This window comes from Actinoplanes sp. NPDC019969 (assembly GCF_055562375.1).
Genome location: NZ_JBVHFK010000032.1, coordinates 1 through 16,584, shown reverse-complemented (window position 1 = coordinate 16,584; position 16,584 = coordinate 1). Strand labels below are relative to the sequence as shown.

The 16,584-nt window shown below is 65.3% G+C and carries 20 protein-coding genes and 2 tRNA genes; 18 read left to right on the top strand and 4 right to left on the bottom strand.

What is annotated here, in order from left to right:
- The first annotated feature begins 622 nt into the window (after positions 1–622).
- From ACZ3II_RS43400 to ACZ3II_RS43390, 3 genes are all read left to right on the top strand, one after another.
- Positions 623–979, top strand: coding sequence for a hypothetical protein (locus ACZ3II_RS43400; RefSeq protein ID WP_465526735.1), 357 nt, complete (start codon positions 623–625; stop codon positions 977–979).
- Between the two features lie 326 nt (positions 980–1,305).
- Positions 1,306–2,415 carry a GmrSD restriction endonuclease domain-containing protein gene (locus ACZ3II_RS43395; RefSeq protein WP_465526733.1) on the top strand — a complete coding sequence of 370 codons (1,110 nt, stop codon included), beginning with the start codon at positions 1,306–1,308 and terminating at the stop codon, positions 2,413–2,415.
- Entirely contained in the window at positions 2,412–3,110 is a 699-nt protein-coding gene (locus ACZ3II_RS43390; protein WP_465526731.1) for an MAE_28990/MAE_18760 family HEPN-like nuclease, read from the top strand. Before ACZ3II_RS43395 ends, ACZ3II_RS43390 begins: the two co-directional genes overlap by 4 nt.
- A 63-nt stretch (positions 3,111–3,173) precedes the next feature.
- Here the strand turns inward: ACZ3II_RS43390 and ACZ3II_RS43385 are convergent, their stop codons facing one another.
- Positions 3,174–3,839 carry a YdcF family protein gene (locus ACZ3II_RS43385; RefSeq protein ID WP_465526729.1) on the bottom strand — a complete coding sequence of 222 codons (666 nt, stop codon included), beginning with the start codon at positions 3,837–3,839 and terminating at the stop codon, positions 3,174–3,176.
- Positions 3,840–3,848: 9 nt separating this feature from the next.
- Positions 3,849–4,613: a GntR family transcriptional regulator gene (locus ACZ3II_RS43380; RefSeq protein ID WP_465526727.1), complete on the bottom strand. Its 765-nt coding sequence runs from the start codon at positions 4,611–4,613 to the stop codon at positions 3,849–3,851.
- A 491-nt stretch (positions 4,614–5,104) separates the two neighbouring features.
- On the opposite strand from ACZ3II_RS43380, the gene ACZ3II_RS43375 reads away from it, so the two are divergent.
- From ACZ3II_RS43375 to ACZ3II_RS43335, 9 genes are all read left to right on the top strand, one after another.
- Entirely contained in the window at positions 5,105–5,326 is a 222-nt protein-coding gene (locus ACZ3II_RS43375; RefSeq protein ID WP_465526725.1) for a hypothetical protein, read from the top strand.
- 28 nt (positions 5,327–5,354) lie between these two features.
- Positions 5,355–5,630 (top strand): hypothetical protein, encoded by a 276-nt coding sequence (locus tag ACZ3II_RS43370; RefSeq protein ID WP_465526723.1) that lies wholly within the window; start codon positions 5,355–5,357, stop codon positions 5,628–5,630.
- Between the two features lie 83 nt (positions 5,631–5,713).
- On the top strand, positions 5,714–6,439 hold the full coding sequence (locus ACZ3II_RS43365) for a GntR family transcriptional regulator (protein ID WP_465526721.1): 726 nt from the start codon (positions 5,714–5,716) through the stop codon (positions 6,437–6,439).
- A 121-nt stretch (positions 6,440–6,560) separates the two neighbouring features.
- A complete protein-coding gene (locus tag ACZ3II_RS43360) occupies positions 6,561–6,980 on the top strand; it encodes a hypothetical protein (RefSeq protein WP_465526737.1) in 420 nt (139 codons plus the stop codon).
- Positions 6,981–7,079: 99 nt separating this feature from the next.
- The gene (locus ACZ3II_RS43355) at positions 7,080–7,304 is read left to right on the top strand and encodes a hypothetical protein (protein ID WP_465526719.1); all 225 of its coding nucleotides are present in this window, start codon (positions 7,080–7,082) and stop codon (positions 7,302–7,304) included.
- Positions 7,301–7,513 (top strand): hypothetical protein, encoded by a 213-nt coding sequence (locus ACZ3II_RS43350; protein WP_465526717.1) that lies wholly within the window; start codon positions 7,301–7,303, stop codon positions 7,511–7,513. The genes ACZ3II_RS43355 and ACZ3II_RS43350 overlap by 4 nt, the downstream gene beginning before the upstream one ends.
- Positions 7,504–8,571: an FtsK/SpoIIIE domain-containing protein gene (locus ACZ3II_RS43345; protein WP_465526715.1), complete on the top strand. Its 1,068-nt coding sequence runs from the start codon at positions 7,504–7,506 to the stop codon at positions 8,569–8,571. The genes ACZ3II_RS43350 and ACZ3II_RS43345 overlap by 10 nt, the downstream gene beginning before the upstream one ends.
- 69 nt (positions 8,572–8,640) lie before the next feature.
- The gene (locus ACZ3II_RS43340) at positions 8,641–9,234 is read left to right on the top strand and encodes a DUF2637 domain-containing protein (RefSeq protein ID WP_465526714.1); all 594 of its coding nucleotides are present in this window, start codon (positions 8,641–8,643) and stop codon (positions 9,232–9,234) included.
- 219 nt (positions 9,235–9,453) lie between these two features.
- The gene (locus ACZ3II_RS43335) at positions 9,454–10,125 is read left to right on the top strand and encodes a tyrosine-type recombinase/integrase (RefSeq protein WP_465526712.1); all 672 of its coding nucleotides are present in this window, start codon (positions 9,454–9,456) and stop codon (positions 10,123–10,125) included.
- 50 nt (positions 10,126–10,175) lie between these two features.
- On the opposite strand, the gene ACZ3II_RS43330 is transcribed toward ACZ3II_RS43335, so the two are convergent.
- A tRNA-Gly gene (locus ACZ3II_RS43330) sits at positions 10,176–10,249 on the bottom strand.
- Positions 10,250–10,379: 130 nt separating this feature from the next.
- Here ACZ3II_RS43330 and ACZ3II_RS43325 point away from each other — a divergent pair.
- The 6 genes from ACZ3II_RS43325 (at position 10,380) to ACZ3II_RS43300 (ending at position 15,824) form a co-directional block, all read left to right on the top strand.
- Positions 10,380–10,453, top strand: a tRNA-Pro gene (locus ACZ3II_RS43325).
- Between the two features lie 36 nt (positions 10,454–10,489).
- Complete coding sequence (gene tig, locus ACZ3II_RS43320) at positions 10,490–11,833, top strand: trigger factor (RefSeq protein ID WP_465526710.1); 1,344 nt, start codon at positions 10,490–10,492, stop codon at positions 11,831–11,833.
- 208 nt (positions 11,834–12,041) lie between these two features.
- A complete protein-coding gene (locus ACZ3II_RS43315; RefSeq protein ID WP_043528011.1) occupies positions 12,042–12,677 on the top strand; it encodes a ClpP family protease in 636 nt (211 codons plus the stop codon).
- A gap of 11 nt (positions 12,678–12,688) precedes the next feature.
- Positions 12,689–13,345 carry an ATP-dependent Clp protease proteolytic subunit gene (locus ACZ3II_RS43310; protein ID WP_465526707.1) on the top strand — a complete coding sequence of 219 codons (657 nt, stop codon included), beginning with the start codon at positions 12,689–12,691 and terminating at the stop codon, positions 13,343–13,345.
- Positions 13,346–13,563: 218 nt separating this feature from the next.
- Positions 13,564–14,859, top strand: coding sequence for an ATP-dependent Clp protease ATP-binding subunit ClpX (clpX, locus tag ACZ3II_RS43305; protein WP_465526705.1), 1,296 nt, complete (start codon positions 13,564–13,566; stop codon positions 14,857–14,859).
- A gap of 170 nt (positions 14,860–15,029) precedes the next feature.
- A complete protein-coding gene (locus tag ACZ3II_RS43300) occupies positions 15,030–15,824 on the top strand; it encodes a carbon-nitrogen hydrolase family protein (RefSeq protein WP_465526703.1) in 795 nt (264 codons plus the stop codon).
- Positions 15,825–15,840: 16 nt separating this feature from the next.
- Here the strand turns inward: ACZ3II_RS43300 and ACZ3II_RS43295 are convergent, their stop codons facing one another.
- A complete protein-coding gene (locus ACZ3II_RS43295) occupies positions 15,841–16,056 on the bottom strand; it encodes a hypothetical protein (protein ID WP_465526702.1) in 216 nt (71 codons plus the stop codon).
- Between the last annotated feature and the right edge of the window lie 528 nt (positions 16,057–16,584).

Sequence of the window (16,584 nt, the reverse complement as noted above, 5' to 3'; positions counted from 1 at the left end):
TCTCCCCTTCGTGATCTAGACAATCCGAAGGATCTGCGGTGGCCGCCTCTTTGTCCCGGAAGTCCGGTTCATACACCACTTCCGTGGACGTGACCCAGCGCTCCGGAACTGATGCATCGGACGGGTCACGCGAGCAGCGACCGGCCTGGCAGATCGCTGAGAGCCTGAGCCGGCGGATTTCCGCGGCGGGGAAGGCCCACCAGGGCCAGAAGCCAACCCACGCCCCACAAGATCCACTACCGGGTGAAAGCAAACGGCCCAGGTCCGGGAAAACCCCTGACCTGGGCCGTTCCTACCGAGCGGGCGACGAGAATCGAACTCGCGTAATCAGTTTGGAAGATCGCTAACCGCTGTCATGATCCGCCCGAATTGCCTGCTCGCGGCATGATCACGACTGCCCGATCATGACCGCTGGAGCCCACCAACGGCACGGCCTAATGGCACGCTCCTGGCACGGACTGTGCCGCCGGCCCACACCCGCCAGCGCTCCGCCCGCAGTGACCATCGTTTCGGTGGCAAGCCGCGAAGCGGTGCGGCAGCACGTTACGGTCGTCAGCCCAACCCACCACGACGACCGCTGCCACCTCTGCTCAGACTCGTGCGCTGGATGCGAAGCTACGGCGTGGAGTACGCAAAGATCCTGGCTCTTGCTACGGCGGCAACGTCAGAGGATCCGCCGGACAGCCCGACGAGCAAACTTCTCGCCTTCTTAAGCCGAACACCGGATGCGGCGATTCAGGCCAGGGTCATACCGGCAGCGGAAGTTCTCGATGTGTGGCGCTTCCGCTTCGACGGCTACGAGAACCCCGAGGACTCGTCGTGGATGGGCTGGTCGGACTTCTTCCACACCCTTGACCAGCAGGCGGGGGACGTGTGCGTTGTGTTCGTCCGAGGACCGCTTGTGGAACCGATGCGGTTCATTGGGGTCCTGAACATCGAGTCTGACCAGATCATCACCTGTCTGGCACGGAGCAGCTGACAGGAGTTGGCCGGTGCGCCGGCCGATGCCGGGCGGAGCCCGCCAGCAGGCCGAGCGGGCCGGCCCGCGACGCGCTTGCGCGGCGCCTTGATCCAGAAGAGATCAATTCGGCAGACTTGAGGTGCTACGGGCTTTCGGGCAAGGTAGTCAGTACCGAGTCGACGACCCTTGCCGCCGATCCTGGGGATGGCAATAGCTCAACTCGGGGTGTTCCGCTACCGAATACGGTCATCATGTTACTTGGCCGCAGGGCAACGGTACTTTTAGGTGTCGAGAGTGGCAATCCTTCCGGTGGAGGGTCAAGCCGCCCAACTGGAAGGCGTGTAATGTCGGAGTCTGCTCTGGATCAGGATTTCGAGAACGACGAAGAGGATCTGTTCGAACCGCTCGATCTCGTGGCAGGTGAGCGAAAGCTCGTTACGCAGCCGTACGACTATTCCGTAGATCAGCTTGCATATCACGTCGACAAGAAGAAGATCCTTCTTATTGAAGTCGAGTATCAACGGGAATATGTTTGGGACGATGCCAAAGCTAGTCGGCTTGTAGAGTCGCTTCTCCTCAACGTGCCGATTCCGGTCTGCTACTTCGCGGAGAATGAAGATGGAAGTTGGGAGGTTATTGACGGGTTGCAGCGAGTGCACTCAATCGTGAGATTTCTCAAGAACGACTTTCAACTACGCGGCTTGTCGGTTTTGAGCGAATTGAACGGACGCACGTTCGAGGAGCTTCCAGCTAGAGACCGTAGGCGGATTGAGTCTCGAACGCTCCGTTTCGTAGTGATTACTGATGAGTCTCATCCTGATATCAAATTTGATGTCTTTGAGCGCCTAAATACGGGCGCGGTTAAGCTGACTCCTCAAGAACTCCGAAACTGTATTTACCGTGGGAAGTTAAACGACGCTCTTCATCGCCTCGCCGCCGATTCCCTTTTTAGATCGGTGCTGGGGGGAGGTGAGGACTCTCGTATGAGGAATGAAGAGATCGCTCTTCGGTTCTTTAGTCTGTATGCAGACTTGCCCGGCTATAAGGAGCCTCTTACGCAGTTTCTCAACGAATACATGCGCCTGCATCGCAACGAGGAGCCTGACGCCTCTGTAGTCAACACTTTCTCGGATGTGATTAAGACCGTGGACAAAGTGTTCGGGTCGACGGCTTTTAGAACATTGAAGGAAGGGAAGCCGTCGCGGAGCATCAACCGCGCACTCTTCGATGCTGTAACGCTCGCCTTGGCATACGCCGACCGAAGTGCTGTGATCCGGCTCGGGAGTAAGGTGAGAGAAGCGCATACTGCACTACTCGGGGACGAGGAGTTCGTTCGCTCCATCGGGCGTGCTACAGCAGCTCGCGCGCGGATGCATGGACGGGTTCGGACGTACGCCGAGATGCTTCGAGGGTTGGGGATCGTTGTCAGCTTGCCGGAGCTCCTGAGCGAATGACATCGGCTGCCCTAACAGACCTCGCGATCCGGTTGGGCGAAGTGCACCTGCTTGCGCAAATGGACCCTGCGCGAAACGGTGATTCGACGCAAACGTCCACCAGTAATGCCGTGAACCGAGCATGCCTCGTCTTGCTCTGTGCGCATCTTGAAGGATTTTTAGAGGACCTTGTCATTGAAGCCCTCGATACTATGGCTCAGCTCCGTACGCCAGTGGCGCAACTTCCCTTAACGCTGCGTGCGCTGCATGTAGAGGAGCACCTAAAAACTATAGAGCAGCTCAAAGATCGCAATGCCCGCGCGCCACGGATTGAGCAAATGTTCCAGCGCGAAGCGGGTCTTTGGGCCACCGACTCATGCCTTACTACGACCATGTTGCGACCTAGGACCGTATGTGCGGAGATGAGCAATCCGGGATCGAAGGAGGTGAGGCAATTCCTCAGTATTCTTGGCGTAGACATTGACGATTTTCTCAGGAACGAGGGTGCGATCGATCTGCTCGGCAGAATCAATGGCCTTGTTTCTACTCGCAATGCTATTGCTCACGGTGACATCTCGGCAAACGCTACCTATTTAGATGTGGACAACTATAGTAATTTGGTGGAGCAGTTGGCCATGTCTATTGAGAAGGCAACGGCAGTAACCGTGCAAAAGATCTGCAATCTGAATCAGTTGCCATGGCCGTGGCAGTCGTAGCCTCTTACCTGAGCAAAGATACTCAAGTGGCATTCTGAGGAGCTGCGCAGTCGAAGGGATCGTTTACTGGATGAGTCGGCTGGTGTACCCAGCGCGGGTCAGCCGATCGAATGATTCTCGCACACCCTCCGGAAGAATCTGAGGAATAGTGAATCCAAGAGTTGCGTATTTCTCAATCCGTTGAGTGTCCCCGACGATCATGTCGATCACCTTTTTTGTATTACCGATGCTTGCAACGTAGTCGTCGAGGGACATGTGGAGGGAGGCGCAGGTGACGCTGACCTCGGGCCAGATTTTCTTACAGGTAGCGTAAGCGCGACGCTGTTGATATGGGCGTGACATCAAGATGACCGAACGTGCCTCGATTCCAGCCTGCTCTAGGAGGGTCCGCGCGTAATCAAGGTTTTGACTCGTGTTCCTGGCGTGCGTTTCGACAAGTACCGCGTCAGCGGGTACGCCGTTCTCGATTGCGTACTCACGGTAGTGAACAGCTTCACCGCGGGGAAACGTCTCGACTGTGGTTGGCGCGTTCGCGCCGGTGAAGAGCAGCCACGGGTACATGTTCTCCAAGTACAGGTTGGTCGCGATCTTCGCTACGCCCAGGTCGTGGCTACCGAGGCCGATACCTACATCGGCGGGTCCGATCTCATGACCCATGTTGTGGTAGTTCCACAGCCGTTCGACGTCCTCGCGGTGCTCGGCCGGGATGGTTGCGGAAACTGACGTCATTATCTTCTCTCAGTCGGGGATCTTGAAGGTGTACGACCATGTGAAGCGCGACGCGGCGTGGACACCGCGGGCGAACTCGACCGCCCTTCCGCTGCTGGTGAAGGTCGTTCGGTGAAGAACCATCACGGGCTCACCTGCTGGTAGTTGTAGAAGTTCGGTCTCGTCCGGTGTTGGCATCCGTGCTCGGACTGTCTCCGTGATGCTGTCCGGCTCCAACCCGCGCTCGGTGAGGATGGCGAAGCCACCGCCGCGCCCCGCCGGCCCCGGCGTCGGGTCGACGAGGATCGTCCCGGCCACGTCTTCGGGCCGGTAGTAGCTGGTGAGCGTGTGAGTGGGAACGCCGGTCTCCTTGACCAGCCGAGCGCGCTCGTAGACCGGGTCTCCTGGTTCGAGGCCAAGAGCCTCGGCGACCTCCGCATCAGCCTCGACTTTGCGAACCTCGTTGGTCTGGTCGCCTGGCTTCCATGCCCGACCGGTTGCCTCACGGTCGGCCGCAAAGGCGACGAGTCCGGACTTCCATTTGCTCTTGGCGTAGCGGTCGGTTCCGAGCCGTTTCATCGCGACGCGCGGCCGGACGACAGTGCCGCGCCGGCGGACAGGCGTCACGAGCCCCTCGGCTTCGAGCATCCGGACGGCTTGGCGAACCGTCTTGATATTGACGCCGTGGGTCGTCGCGATCTCGTCCTGCTTGGGGAGAGTGCTCCCCTCGGGGAAGTCGCCTTTCTGGATGGCCTGGCGTAGGAGTGTGGCCAGCTCCCGGTACCCGATGCCCACTCTTGTTCCTCCAAGCCAGGTGCTGTCTTGAGCTATCTCTACCAGTCCTAGCCCAGGAAATCCCAACTTTAGAGCTAGCTCTATTGACGCCACGGGTGTGCTGGTGTCGTATAGAGCTAGCTCTAATGCCTGTCGCCTTGGGGGATCTGATGCTCGGTGATGCCGAAGTTCCGAACGCTTCTGGATCATCCTCGGTCCCGTCTTCTCACGCCACGGCCGATGCGGGCTCTGTTGTCTCGCGACCGGTGAACGCCGTGTTGGGCTGCCGGTCCTGCGCTGGTCGTGGGTGGAAGTACTCGACTCACCGGACCGCGCTGCGGGCGCTGGCGCAGTCGTGCCGGGCTGCGCGAGTTACGGCTCGCCGTTCCTGCATGGACTGCGGTGGGCGCGATGCGTCGGAGGAGACGGCCTCGTAAGCCGGCATCGGGACGGGTGCCGGCCACGGATGCCCGCTCGTCTCGGTGCCTTCCCAAACCCCGCTGGGAGGACCCGTGATCCCGCGTCCCGGTGACGTCCTGGTCATCGACGGCCGTGCGTCGGTGCAGTTCGGCGGCGCGCGGAGGCTGCTGTTCCGGGTCATCTCCGTGGACCCGAAGCCGACCTACCCCGGGTGGGCGTGGCTGACCGGCTACGCCCTCGACGACGCAGGCGACGCGGTAGAACGCCGGGAGATCTTCGTCCGCAAGGACGGTCTTCGTCGCGTCTCGTCTTGACCCGGTGGCCCGAGAACGAGAGCAACCGATGACCGTCTTCTTGACCGCTGCTGTCCTGGAACAACTCGACTTCGCTCAGGAGCAGCTCGACCGCCATACTGCGCCGAGCGCCGACGGCCGCTGTGCTGTCTGCGGCGAAGAGGACCCGTGCAGTCTGCGCCGGGTCGCGCTGCGGGTCTTCGGCCGCTACGGCTGCCTGCCGAGACGCTGGCCCGGCGCTTCACGACCGGAACAGGTTGGCACTCCGAAAGGCTGGTCCGGCTGGCTCAAGGACACGACTGGTGTCGAGGACCCGACCGACTGAGCCATCTTGTTCAGTCGTCCTTACAGGCCTTATCGTCCTGTAATAACATGCTGTGATCTATTGAGCCCGATGGGTGGACCCCAATGGCGTACGAGATTCCGACGCCGAAATACCTGCGTGTCCTGAACGCGCTTCGCGGCCGCATCGAGGACGGGACCTACGCTCCCGGCGCCGGCCTGCCGTCCGAGAGCCAACTGTGCTCGGAGTTCGACGTGTCCCGCCCGACAGTGCTGAAGGCGCTGGGCATCCTGAAACAGGACGGCTGGATCGAATCCCATCAGGGCAAGGGCAGCTTCGTGCGTGGACGTCCGCCGTCCGAGCGCAGCTCGCCGCAGTACGCGCACGACGCGATCGACCTGGACGAGACGGCCGAGACGGAGATCCTGCACGTCGGCCCCGTCCTGGCCGCACCTTGGGTATCAGCCGCGCTGGGCATCCCGGAGGGCACTCCGGTCTACGAGCGGCGCCGGCGCACCATCTCGCCATCCGGCCCGATCGACCTGATCTCGACGTTCGTGCCGGTGGACATCGCGGTCGGCACCGACGTGATCCGCCCTGAGCCGATCACCGGCAGCATCCTGGCGCACATCAAGGCGAAGAAGAGCTTGCGCGCCGACTACGCGACTGAGCGCCTTACCGCCCGCCGGATCGACGAGGCTGAGGCGACCGCCTTGGACGTGCCGGCCGACGAGGCTGTCCTGAGTGTCGTCATCACCGCTCATCAGTCGTCCGGTGTCCCCATCCTGACGTCCCGGATCGTCATGCCGGGTAGCCGTCACGAGATCGAGGACTCGTACCCGCTGTCCTGAATGGTCATTGCGCCATCTGAAGAACGGACATCGATCGTTGCTCGTGCTTACATGCTGACCTAACTTGTAAGCATAAGCGGATGTCATGCTGACGTTCGTGCGATCAGGAGGTCATGTCCAGATGGTCCCGCTGACGTTGAAGGTCCCGGTCCCGTTCGATTACGTCTTCCCGGCGGGCGTGCTCTGCCTCGGCGTGGAGGCCGCGGTCGACTTCGAGCGCCGCAACGACCCCGACAACCAGGTCCGCGACAAGGAGACCGGCGAGCGCGTCTGGGTCGTCCGGGTCCTGGACCTCGACCCGGCCGCCGGCAAGTTCGGCCGTACCACCGAGGTCAAGGTCAAGATCTGCGCGCCGCAGCAGCCGGTTCCGCCCGCTTCGGCCGTGCCGGGCTACCCGCCGGCCATCGAGTTCGACGGCCTCACCCTGACGCCGTACGTCGACTCCCAGCGCTGCAAGGGCACCGGCTCCTGCAAATCCCGGATGGCGTACTCGCTGCGCGCCACCGCCATCCGCCCCGCCGTCGTCGGCGCTTCCGCCTGACGGCTTCCTCGCTGGTTGCGCGGGCGGGCCGTTTCCCCGCCAAGAGTCCCGGCCCGTCCCGCGCGGCGACCCTCTCCACTTTCGAAGAAGGAGGGCCTGGTGCCCACCGTAAATCACCCCGACCTGCACACCTTCGCCGCCGACCTGTCCGCGCTCCTGCGGGACCGCCCCAGCCTGACCACTCCGGTCGCCGAGCGCGCCGCCTGGTTCGACCGCAAGGCCGAGCTGCTGGAGCGTGCGGCCTCCACCACACCGGAGGCCGCCGAGCTGGCTACGGCTGCCCGTCGAGAAGCTGCCCGCCTGCGTACGGGGAGATCCGCATGACCAACCGAATGACGACGTGGTTCGTCCTGGGCCTGCGCGAGATCACCGGCAGGGGAGACCTGTCGGTGGTGCGGTCCTACCTGTGCCCATGGTGCAGCCGCTGGGTCACCCCGCGACGCTTCGACCGGCGGCACATGGCCTGCCGCCAGTGCGTCCGCTCCCTGGGCCGTCCCACCCGCATCGGCCGGGGGTGGCGGGGATGCCGCTGATCAACGTGATCCCGGGGGAGAAGATCCCCACCGCTCCGCTGAACACCCGCCTGCCGGTATGGCGGATCCCGGGCTGGCTGCTCGCCTTCATGTGGCTGACCCGGGGCACGTTCCACTCCCTGGTTCTGGCCGTCCTCTACTGGTGGATCACTGGCCCGGCCGCCGTGTCCTGGTGGCTCGCCGAGACGCGGGGCTGGCCGACGCTGCTGGGTGTCGTCCTCGGCCTCGTGGCCAGCGGCATCACCTGGTGGCGGCTGCATCCGGCGTCCTGGCTGCGATTCGGCTGGTACCCAGCGGTCGCCCAGGTCCGGCGCCTCTGGATCTACCGCCGCGGTTGGACTTCCGCCATGACCGCCTGCGGCCTGGCCGGAATGCACGGCGGCGATCGGTGGGTGCCCCGCCTCGTCGGCGTGCGGTCGGACCGCTGGGGCGACCGGGTGACGGTTCGCCTGCTGCCCGGCCAGCACCCCGACGACTGGGCGAAGGCGGCGCCGCGTCTCGCGTACACCTTCCAGTTGCGTGCAGCGCGGGCCGTCACCGCAAACCGCCCGGACCGCGTGGTGTTGCACTTCGCCCGGCGCGACCCGCTGGCCGGCATGGTCCAGCCGCTTCCGGTCCCGGCTTCGCCGGACCTTTCCAACCTTGATCTGGGCGTACGGGAGGACGGCACCGCCTACCGCCTGAGGCTGACCGGCTCGCACGTGCTGATCGCCGGCGCCACGAACTCCGGCAAGGGCTCGGTGATCTGGTCGATCCTCCGCTCGCTGGCCGGTGGCATCGCGTCCGGCCTGGTCGAGGTGTGGGCCTTCGACCCGAAGGGCGGCATGGAGCTGGCGGCGGGCGCTCCGCTGCTCACCCGCTTCGCCTACGAGGATCCGGACAGCATGGCCGGCGTCCTGGAGGAGGCCGTCAAGCGAATGCGCCAGCGGGCGAACCGTCTCCGCGGAGCAGGCCGACATGGTCCTCGGCGACGGAGCGCGGAACAGGGGAGCGGTGTGCGACCTCATCCCGGAGACCTCGCCCGGCGTCGGCTACGTCGTCCTCGACGGCGTGCGTGAGCCGGTACGGGTCCGCTTCTCCTACCTCGATGACGAGCTGGCCGCCACCTACGCCCGCGGCGGTGACCGATGAAGCGCGTCGAGGGCGCGCTCCTCGTCGCCATCCTGCTCACGGTCGGCGGGTTCGCGGGCGCCGCGTCGTTCACCCACGTCAAGGACTGGACGATGGCCAACTCCCCGGCGGGCACGGGGGAGTGGTTCGGCTGGGCGAACGCGGTGATCTCCGAACTGATCCCGATGGCGGCGCTGCTGGTGACCCGGCAGCGCCGCCGGACCGGCGGATCGGTCGGCTACCCGATGTTCCTGCTCGTCTGCGCCGCGGGCCTGTCCCTGTCCGCACAACTCGCCGTGGCCAAGCCGGGTCTGTCCGGCTGGCTGCTGTCCGCCGTCCCGGCCCTGGCCTTCCTCGGCCTGTCCAAGCTTGTGCTGGCCGGCGCCCCGGCGTCCCCGGCTGCCCCGGCGGAGCCGGTGAATCCCGTCGTCCCGGCGCCGTCGGCCGCTCCGATAGTGCCGACCGCGCCGACTGCCCACATCGCGCCAGCCGTGCCGGTCCAGGAGACGCCAGAGCAGAAGGGCGGCGAGATGCCGACTCGCTTTCGTCCCGGCCTGGTTCCCGTCCCCGCGACTGCGTTCCCGACTCGACCCCGTGAGGTCGCACTGTGACCCAGCCAGCACCAACCGCCGCGCTGACCCTCGTCGAGCCTCGCCCCGGCTCGCGGGCCGCCCGAATGCGCCAGCCTCTCGCCAAGGAGGCGCTGACCCTGCTCGCCGAGAGGAACGGCGTCTGCGTACGCCCGCTCCCGCTTCGCCGCACCGACACCGTGACCGGCCTGACCGAGGTCGTCGAGATCCCGTGCGGCGCCCGGCTGGCCGCCGCGTTACGTGGCCTTGATCACCGTCGCTGCATTTTCTGGCCTGCGCTGGGGAGAACTGGCCGCGCTCCGCCGCTGCGATGTCGACCTGACGGCCGGGACGGTGCGCGTACCGCGAAAGTTGGCGGCTTTGAAAAGCGGCCTGGAGTTCGGTCCGCCGAAGTCCGCGGCGGGCATCCGGGTCGTCGCTCTTCCGGCAGTTGCCCGCAAAGCCCTGGCGGGCCACCTGGCCAAGTTCACCGGCGCCGACCCGGAAGCGCTGATCTTCACCGGCGACAAGGACATGCCTCTACGAACCGGCAACTTCCGGCGGGCCGTGGGCTGGGCGAAGGCACTGGCGGACGCGGGGATGCCGGCGGGCTTCCACTTCCACGATCTGCGGCACACCGGTAACAACATCGCGGCGGCGAGCGGCGCCAGCACCCGAGAGCTGATGCACCGGATGGGTCACGCGAGCATGCGCGCGGCGCTGATCTACCAGCACGCGACGAGCGACCGCGACCGCGAAATCGCCGACACGATGGACAAGCGGATCAGCAAGGGCGCGAAGGCAGGCAAGCGGGCGAAGGGCAGCAAGCCGACAGACGGCGAAGGCGGCGGCAAGCCCGGCAAGCGTCGTCGCAAGGCCGAAGCTGACGGCTACTGGCACGCTAATGGCACGCAAGATCATCCGGGCGGGTGAAAGACGAAGGCCCAGGCTAGCGAAACCATCGCTGACCTGGGCCTTCGTAGTGGAGCGGGCGACGAGAATCGAACTCGCGTAATCAGTTTGGAAGACTGAGGCTCTACCATTGAGCTACGCCCGCGTGATCCCCGATCACCTCGGGGCTCGAGCACAGCTTACTGAATCATCTGCCCTCCGCGCGAACCGGATTCCCCAGCAGGTGACTCCAGCGCACACGCGGGCGAGCCGACCGCATACACTGGCCGTCGCCACGGGGTGTGGCGCAGCTTGGTAGCGCACTCGCTTTGGGAGCGAGGGGCCGTGGGTTCAAATCCCGCCACCCCGACTGACACCAACATCCGCAGCAACAAGGAGTACGCCTGTGAAGAGCACCGTCGAGACTCTGAGCCCGACTCGGGTGAAGCTCGCCATCGAGGTGCCGTTCGAGGAGCTCAAGCCGAGCCTGCAGAAGGCGTACCGGGAGATCGGCGCGCAGGTCCAGGTGCCGGGCTTCCGCAAGGGCAAGGTTCCGGCGGCGGTGATCGACCAGCGGGTCGGCCGTGGCGCCGTGCTGAACGAGGCCGTTCAGGAGGCGATCCCACAGCAGATCCTCGCCGCGGTCCAGGAGCACGACGTCAAGACCCTGGGCCGCCCCGAGGTCGAGATCACCGAGTTCGCCGACAACGCGCCGCTGAAGTTCACGGCCGAGGTCGACGTCCGCCCGGAGATCACCGTGCCCGATCTCTCCGGTGTCACCGTGACGGTTCCGGCCGTCGAGATCGGTGACAACGAGATCGACGAGCAGATCAACGGCCTGCGTGAGCGCTTCGCCACCCTGAAGACCGTCGAGCGCGCGGCTGCGGAGGGTGACTACGTCCAGCTGGACCTGAACGCCACCGTGGACGGCGAGGACGTCCCGGGCGGCTCGGCCACCAACATCTCCCACGAGGTCGGCAGCAAGCAGCTGCTGCCCGGTCTGGACGAGGTGCTCGTCGGCCTGTCCGCCGGCGAGGAGGCCGACTTCACCACCCAGCTCGTGGGCGGCGACTTCGCCGGCCGCGACGCCGAGGTGAAGGTCGTGGTGAAGAGCGTCAAGGACAAGCAGCTCCCCGAGATCGACGACGACTTCGCCCAGCTGGCGAGCGAGTTCGACACTCTCGACGAGCTCCGCGAGGACCTGCGGACGCGTCTCACCCGTGTGAAGAAGGTCGAGCAGATCTACGCCGCCCGCGACGAGGCCCTGAAGCAGCTCGTCGAGTCGGCGAACATCCCGGCTCCCGAGGGCGTCGTCAAGGACGAGGTCGAGGGCCGCAAGCAGGCGATGACCGACCAGCTGGAGCGGATCGGCGCGACCCTGCAGGACTACCTGGCCTCCGAGGAGAAGACCGAGGAGCAGATCGACCAGGAGCTGACCGAGGCCGCCGAGGAGGGCGTCCGGATCCAGCTCCTGCTCGACACGGTCGCTGACGCCGAGGACGTCCAGGTCACCGACGACGAGTTCGGTCACGAGATCGTGCACCGGGCCCAGCGTGCCCAGATGCAGCCCCAGCAGTACTACGACCAGCTCGTCCGCTCGGGCGCCGCGGCCGCCGTCTTCGGCGACGTGCGCCGGGGCAAGGCGCTCGCCTCCGTGATGGAGCAGGTCACGATGAAGGACAGCGAGGGCAACACCCTCTCGCTGGACGACCTGCGCACCGAGGACGACCACGCGGGTCACAACCACTGATCCGCAAGCCTTCCACCGGCCACCGCGCATCCCTCACGGGTGCGCGGTGGCCGGTGTCTTTTTCGCTGGGTACGGCCACGCGATGCGCTGTCAGCGAACACCTGCCCGAGCGGGAAGCTGATGCGCATCCGACCAGTTAGGTTGGTCGTACGACGGACAACCTGCCGGCCGGACCCTCGGCCGACACAGCAAGCTGTGAAGGGCTGCCATGACCGATCTCCACATCCCCACCGGGCCCGTGTCGCGGCGCGGCGGTGACACCCTGAGTGGCAACCTCGACGACTCGGTCTTCAACCGGCTGCTGCGCGAGCGGATCATCTTCCTCGGCAGCGAGGTGACCGATGCGAGCGCCAACCGCATCTGCGCGCAGCTGCTGCTGCTCTCCGCCGAGGACCCGGAGGCCGACATCCACCTGTGGATCAACTCCCCGGGCGGCTCTGTCTACTCGGGTATGGCCATCTACGACACGATGCAGTTCATCGACAACGACGTGCAGACCGTCGCGATGGGCATGGCCGCCTCGATGGGGCAGTTCCTGCTCTGCGCCGGCACCCCGGGCAAGCGCTTCGCCCTGCCGCACGCTCGCATCATGATGCACCAGCCGTCCGGCGGCATGGGCGGCACCGCCGCCGACATCGCCATCCAGGCGGAGCAGATGCTCTACACCAAGCGCATGTTCCAGGAGCGGATCGCGTTTCACACCGGTCAGACCCAGGAGCAGATCGCGGCCGACTTCGACCGGGACCGCTGGTTCACGGCCGAGGAGGCGAAGGACTATGGCTTCATCGACAAGGTGATCACCGGGGCCACGCAGGTTCCGGACGGTGCCGGAACGCTGAACTGAGGAGCTGAACCATGACCGACCTTTCCATGCCTCCCGGGTTCGCTCCGGTGCACAACCGCTACGTGCTGCCCTCGTTCTCCGAGCGCACCTCGTGGGGCATCAAGGAGTCCAACCCCTACAACAAGATGTTCGAGGACCGGATCATCTTCCTCGGCGTCCAGGTGGACGACGCGTCGGCCAACGACGTGATGGCCCAGCTGCTGACGCTGGAGAGCACCGACCCGGACCGCGACATCCTGATGTACATCAACTCGCCCGGTGGCTCGTTCACCGCCATGACGGCGATCTACGACACCATGCAGTACGTGCGCCCCGACATCAGCACGGTCTGCCTGGGCCAGGCGGCCAGCGCGGCGGCGGTCCTGCTCGCCGGTGGCACCCCGGGTAAGCGGATGGCGCTCCCGCACTCGCGGATCATCATCCACCAGCCGGCCACCGAGGGTGGTTACGGCCAGGGGTCGGACATCGAGATCCAGGCGCGCGAGATCATGCGCATGCGCACCCAGCTGGAGGAGATGATCGCGCACCACTCCACCCAGCCGGTGGAGAAGGTCCGCAAGGACATCGACCGCGACAAGATCATGACTGCGGACGAGGCCAAGGAGTACGGCATCGTCGATGTCGTCCTGGCGACGCGGAAGAAGAGCCTGCAGACAGCCGGCGTCTGACGCCGAGCCTGCGGTGTCAGGGGCCGGCCGGCGGAGCGCTAGACTGGCCGACCCCTGACACGCCCGTTTTGGGGGGTCGGAGAACTGCCCGGTAGCGGGTAACGTCGAGTCTGCAGCCTCAGTTACGCGGGTCGGCGGACGATAGATGGCAACGAGGCAATCAGTCCTCGGACAAGGTCCGGTCGTCGGCCGGCCAATGATCAGCAAGGAGAACGTAGGTGGCACGGATCGGTGACGGTGGCGACCTACTCAAGTGCTCCTTCTGTGGGAAGTCGCAGAAACAGGTCAAGAAGCTCATCGCAGGCCCTGGGGTCTACATCTGCGACGAGTGCATCGACCTCTGCAACGAGATCATCGAAGAAGAGCTGGCTGAGACCGGCGAGGTGAAGTGGGAAGAGCTTCCCAAGCCGATGGAGATCTGCCAATTCCTGGACAACTACGTCGTTGGCCAGGAGCAGGCGAAGAAGGCCCTGTCCGTCGCGGTCTACAACCACTACAAGCGGATCCAGGCAGAGTCGAACGGCGCTCCCGGAGCGGGCAGCGACGTCGAGGTGGCCAAGTCCAACATCATGCTGATCGGTCCGACCGGCTGCGGTAAGACGCATCTGGCGCAGACCCTGGCCCGGATGCTCAACGTGCCGTTCGCCATCGCGGACGCCACCGCGCTGACCGAGGCCGGTTACGTCGGCGAGGACGTCGAGAACATCCTGCTCAAGCTCATCCAGGCCGCCGACTACGACGTCAAGCGCGCCGAGCAGGGCATCATCTACATCGACGAGGTCGACAAGATCGCTCGCAAGAGCGAGAACCCGTCGATCACCCGGGACGTCTCCGGCGAGGGCGTGCAGCAGGCCCTGCTCAAGATCCTCGAGGGTACGGTCGCCAACGTCCCGCCCCAGGGCGGCCGCAAGCACCCGCACCAGGAGTTCATCCAGATCGACACGACGAACGTGCTGTTCATCGTGGGCGGCGCCTTCGCGGGCCTGGACCGGATCATCGAGCAGCGGGTCGGGCAGAGCGGTGTCGGCTTCGGCGCCCGCCTCCGGTCGATCTCCGAGCGCAACACCGACGACATCTTCAGCAAGGTGATGCCGGAGGACATGCTCAAGTTCGGCCTGATCCCCGAGTTCATCGGCCGTCTCCCGGTGATCACCACGGTCCGCAACCTGGACCGGGACGCCCTCATCAAGATCCTCACCGAGCCGCGGAACGCGTATGTGAAGCAGTACCAGCGTCTCTTCGAGCTCGACGGCGTCGAGCTGGAGTTCGACGAGGGCGCCCTCGAGGCCATCGCCGATCAGGCCATGCTGCGGGGCACCGGCGCCCGCGGCCTCCGGGCGATCATGGAGGAGGTCCTCCAGAACGTGATGTTCGAGGTGCCCAGCAACCCCGACGCCGCCCGGGTCCTGATCACCCGCGAAGTCGTCGTGGAGAACGTGATTCCGACGATCGTCCCGCGCGAGTTCGGCGCCGGTCGCCGTCGCCGCCCGGAGCGCGAGGAGAAGTCCGCCTGACGAGACGTACCCCGTCTGATCGTCAGTTCGTCCGCTGCCGCCGCCCTCATGGGCGGCGGCAGCGCCGTTTCCGGCATGCATGAGCCGCCGGCCAGGTGGGGCCCCTATCCGTCGCCTACCCGGTCCGCGGAGTGCCACGGAACATGGCCGGTGCCCGTACCCTCGAATTCATGCGTGTCGCCGTTTGCCAGCTGAACTCGCGGGAGGACCGCGCCCACAACCTCGCCGTGGCGCGGGGGTTGCTCGAACGGGCCGCCACCGGTGGCGCCGAGTTCGCGATCCTCCCGGAGTATGTCGACTTCCTCGGGCGCTCGGCCGACGCCCCGAAACCGGAACCCGCCGACGGCGAGTTCGCCGCCTTCTTCGCCGCCGCCGCCCGGGAGCTCGGCATCTGGGTGCACGCCGGCTCGTTCCACGAGGCGGGCCCGGACGCCGCCCGGACCTACAACACGTCGCTGGTCTTCGCACCGGACGGCGAGCGGGTTGCGGCTTACCGCAAGATCCATCTGTACGACGTGGAGATCGCCGGCCGAGTCTCCTACCAGGAGTCCCGCACCGTGGCGCCCGGCGAGCACACCGTCATCGCCGAGGTCGCCGGCGTGCCCACCGGACTGAGCATCTGTTACGACCTGCGTTTCCCTGAGCTGTACCGGAAGCTCGCCATCGACGGCGCGAAGATCCTCGTGGTGCCGGCCGCCTTCATGCTGCACACCGGGCGGGACCACTGGGAGGTGCTGTTGCGTGCTCGCGCGATCGAGAACCAGTGCTACGTGATCGCCGCCGGCCAGATCGGCGATCACGAGCCGTCCCGCACCTGCTTCGGTCGCAGCATGATCATCGACCCGTGGGGGACCGTGCTCGCTCAGGCGCCGGACACCGTCGGCGTCACCTTCGCTGACCTGGACCTCGATCGCCTCGACACCATCCGGACCGAGGTTCCGAGTCTCGCCAACCGGAGGCTCTGAGTAGGTGTATCCGGCGTCACAGACTCTCGACGAGGTAGCTGATCGCGGTCAGGGCGAGCACCGCCGCGCCGGCCAGCAGGAGCGCCCCACCCATCCGGGTGGGGCCGCGCATCAGCAGCTTCCGCACCGAGAGAACGACCGTGACCAGCACAAGTAGCCCGATCACCACCTGCCAGAGTGGGACGAGCAGACCCACGAACGCGTCGGCCGCCAGTGTCGGTGGATTGGCCATGACCCCACTCTGTCATGGAGCGGAACCGTCGTGTGTCGCCTCGCCGCCCCTGACGAGCATGAACGTCGATTTGCGGATCGCGGGCCGCGTCGCGTAACTTTCTCTCTGCAAGCGGGAAACCGGTACGGAGCGCCACGAAAGTGACAATCCGGAAGGTGCCCCGGGAGCGGCCGGAAGCGAGTTATGCTCGACCATGGCGCCGGGCGGTGCGGAAATAGATCCAAGAAATTGGATTTGCGGACGCGAGGCCGACCGGGTAGAGTGGCTAAGCCAGCAGGGAGCCGGACGAGTTAGGCCGGTCTGCTTGGACCACTTCCCGCATCGCGGGGAACATTCGGGCGTTGCTTACAGGGGTTCTACTCTGTGCGGCGAAAACGACCGGATACACTTGAGCGGTTGCCTCGACAGAGAGTCCAGACGGACTCGACGTTGATGTGCGGTTGTTCTTTGAGAACTCAACAGGGTGCTTGATAAGCCAGTGCCAATTATGGCAATACCCCGGCCTATCTTTCGGGATGGGTTGAGGAT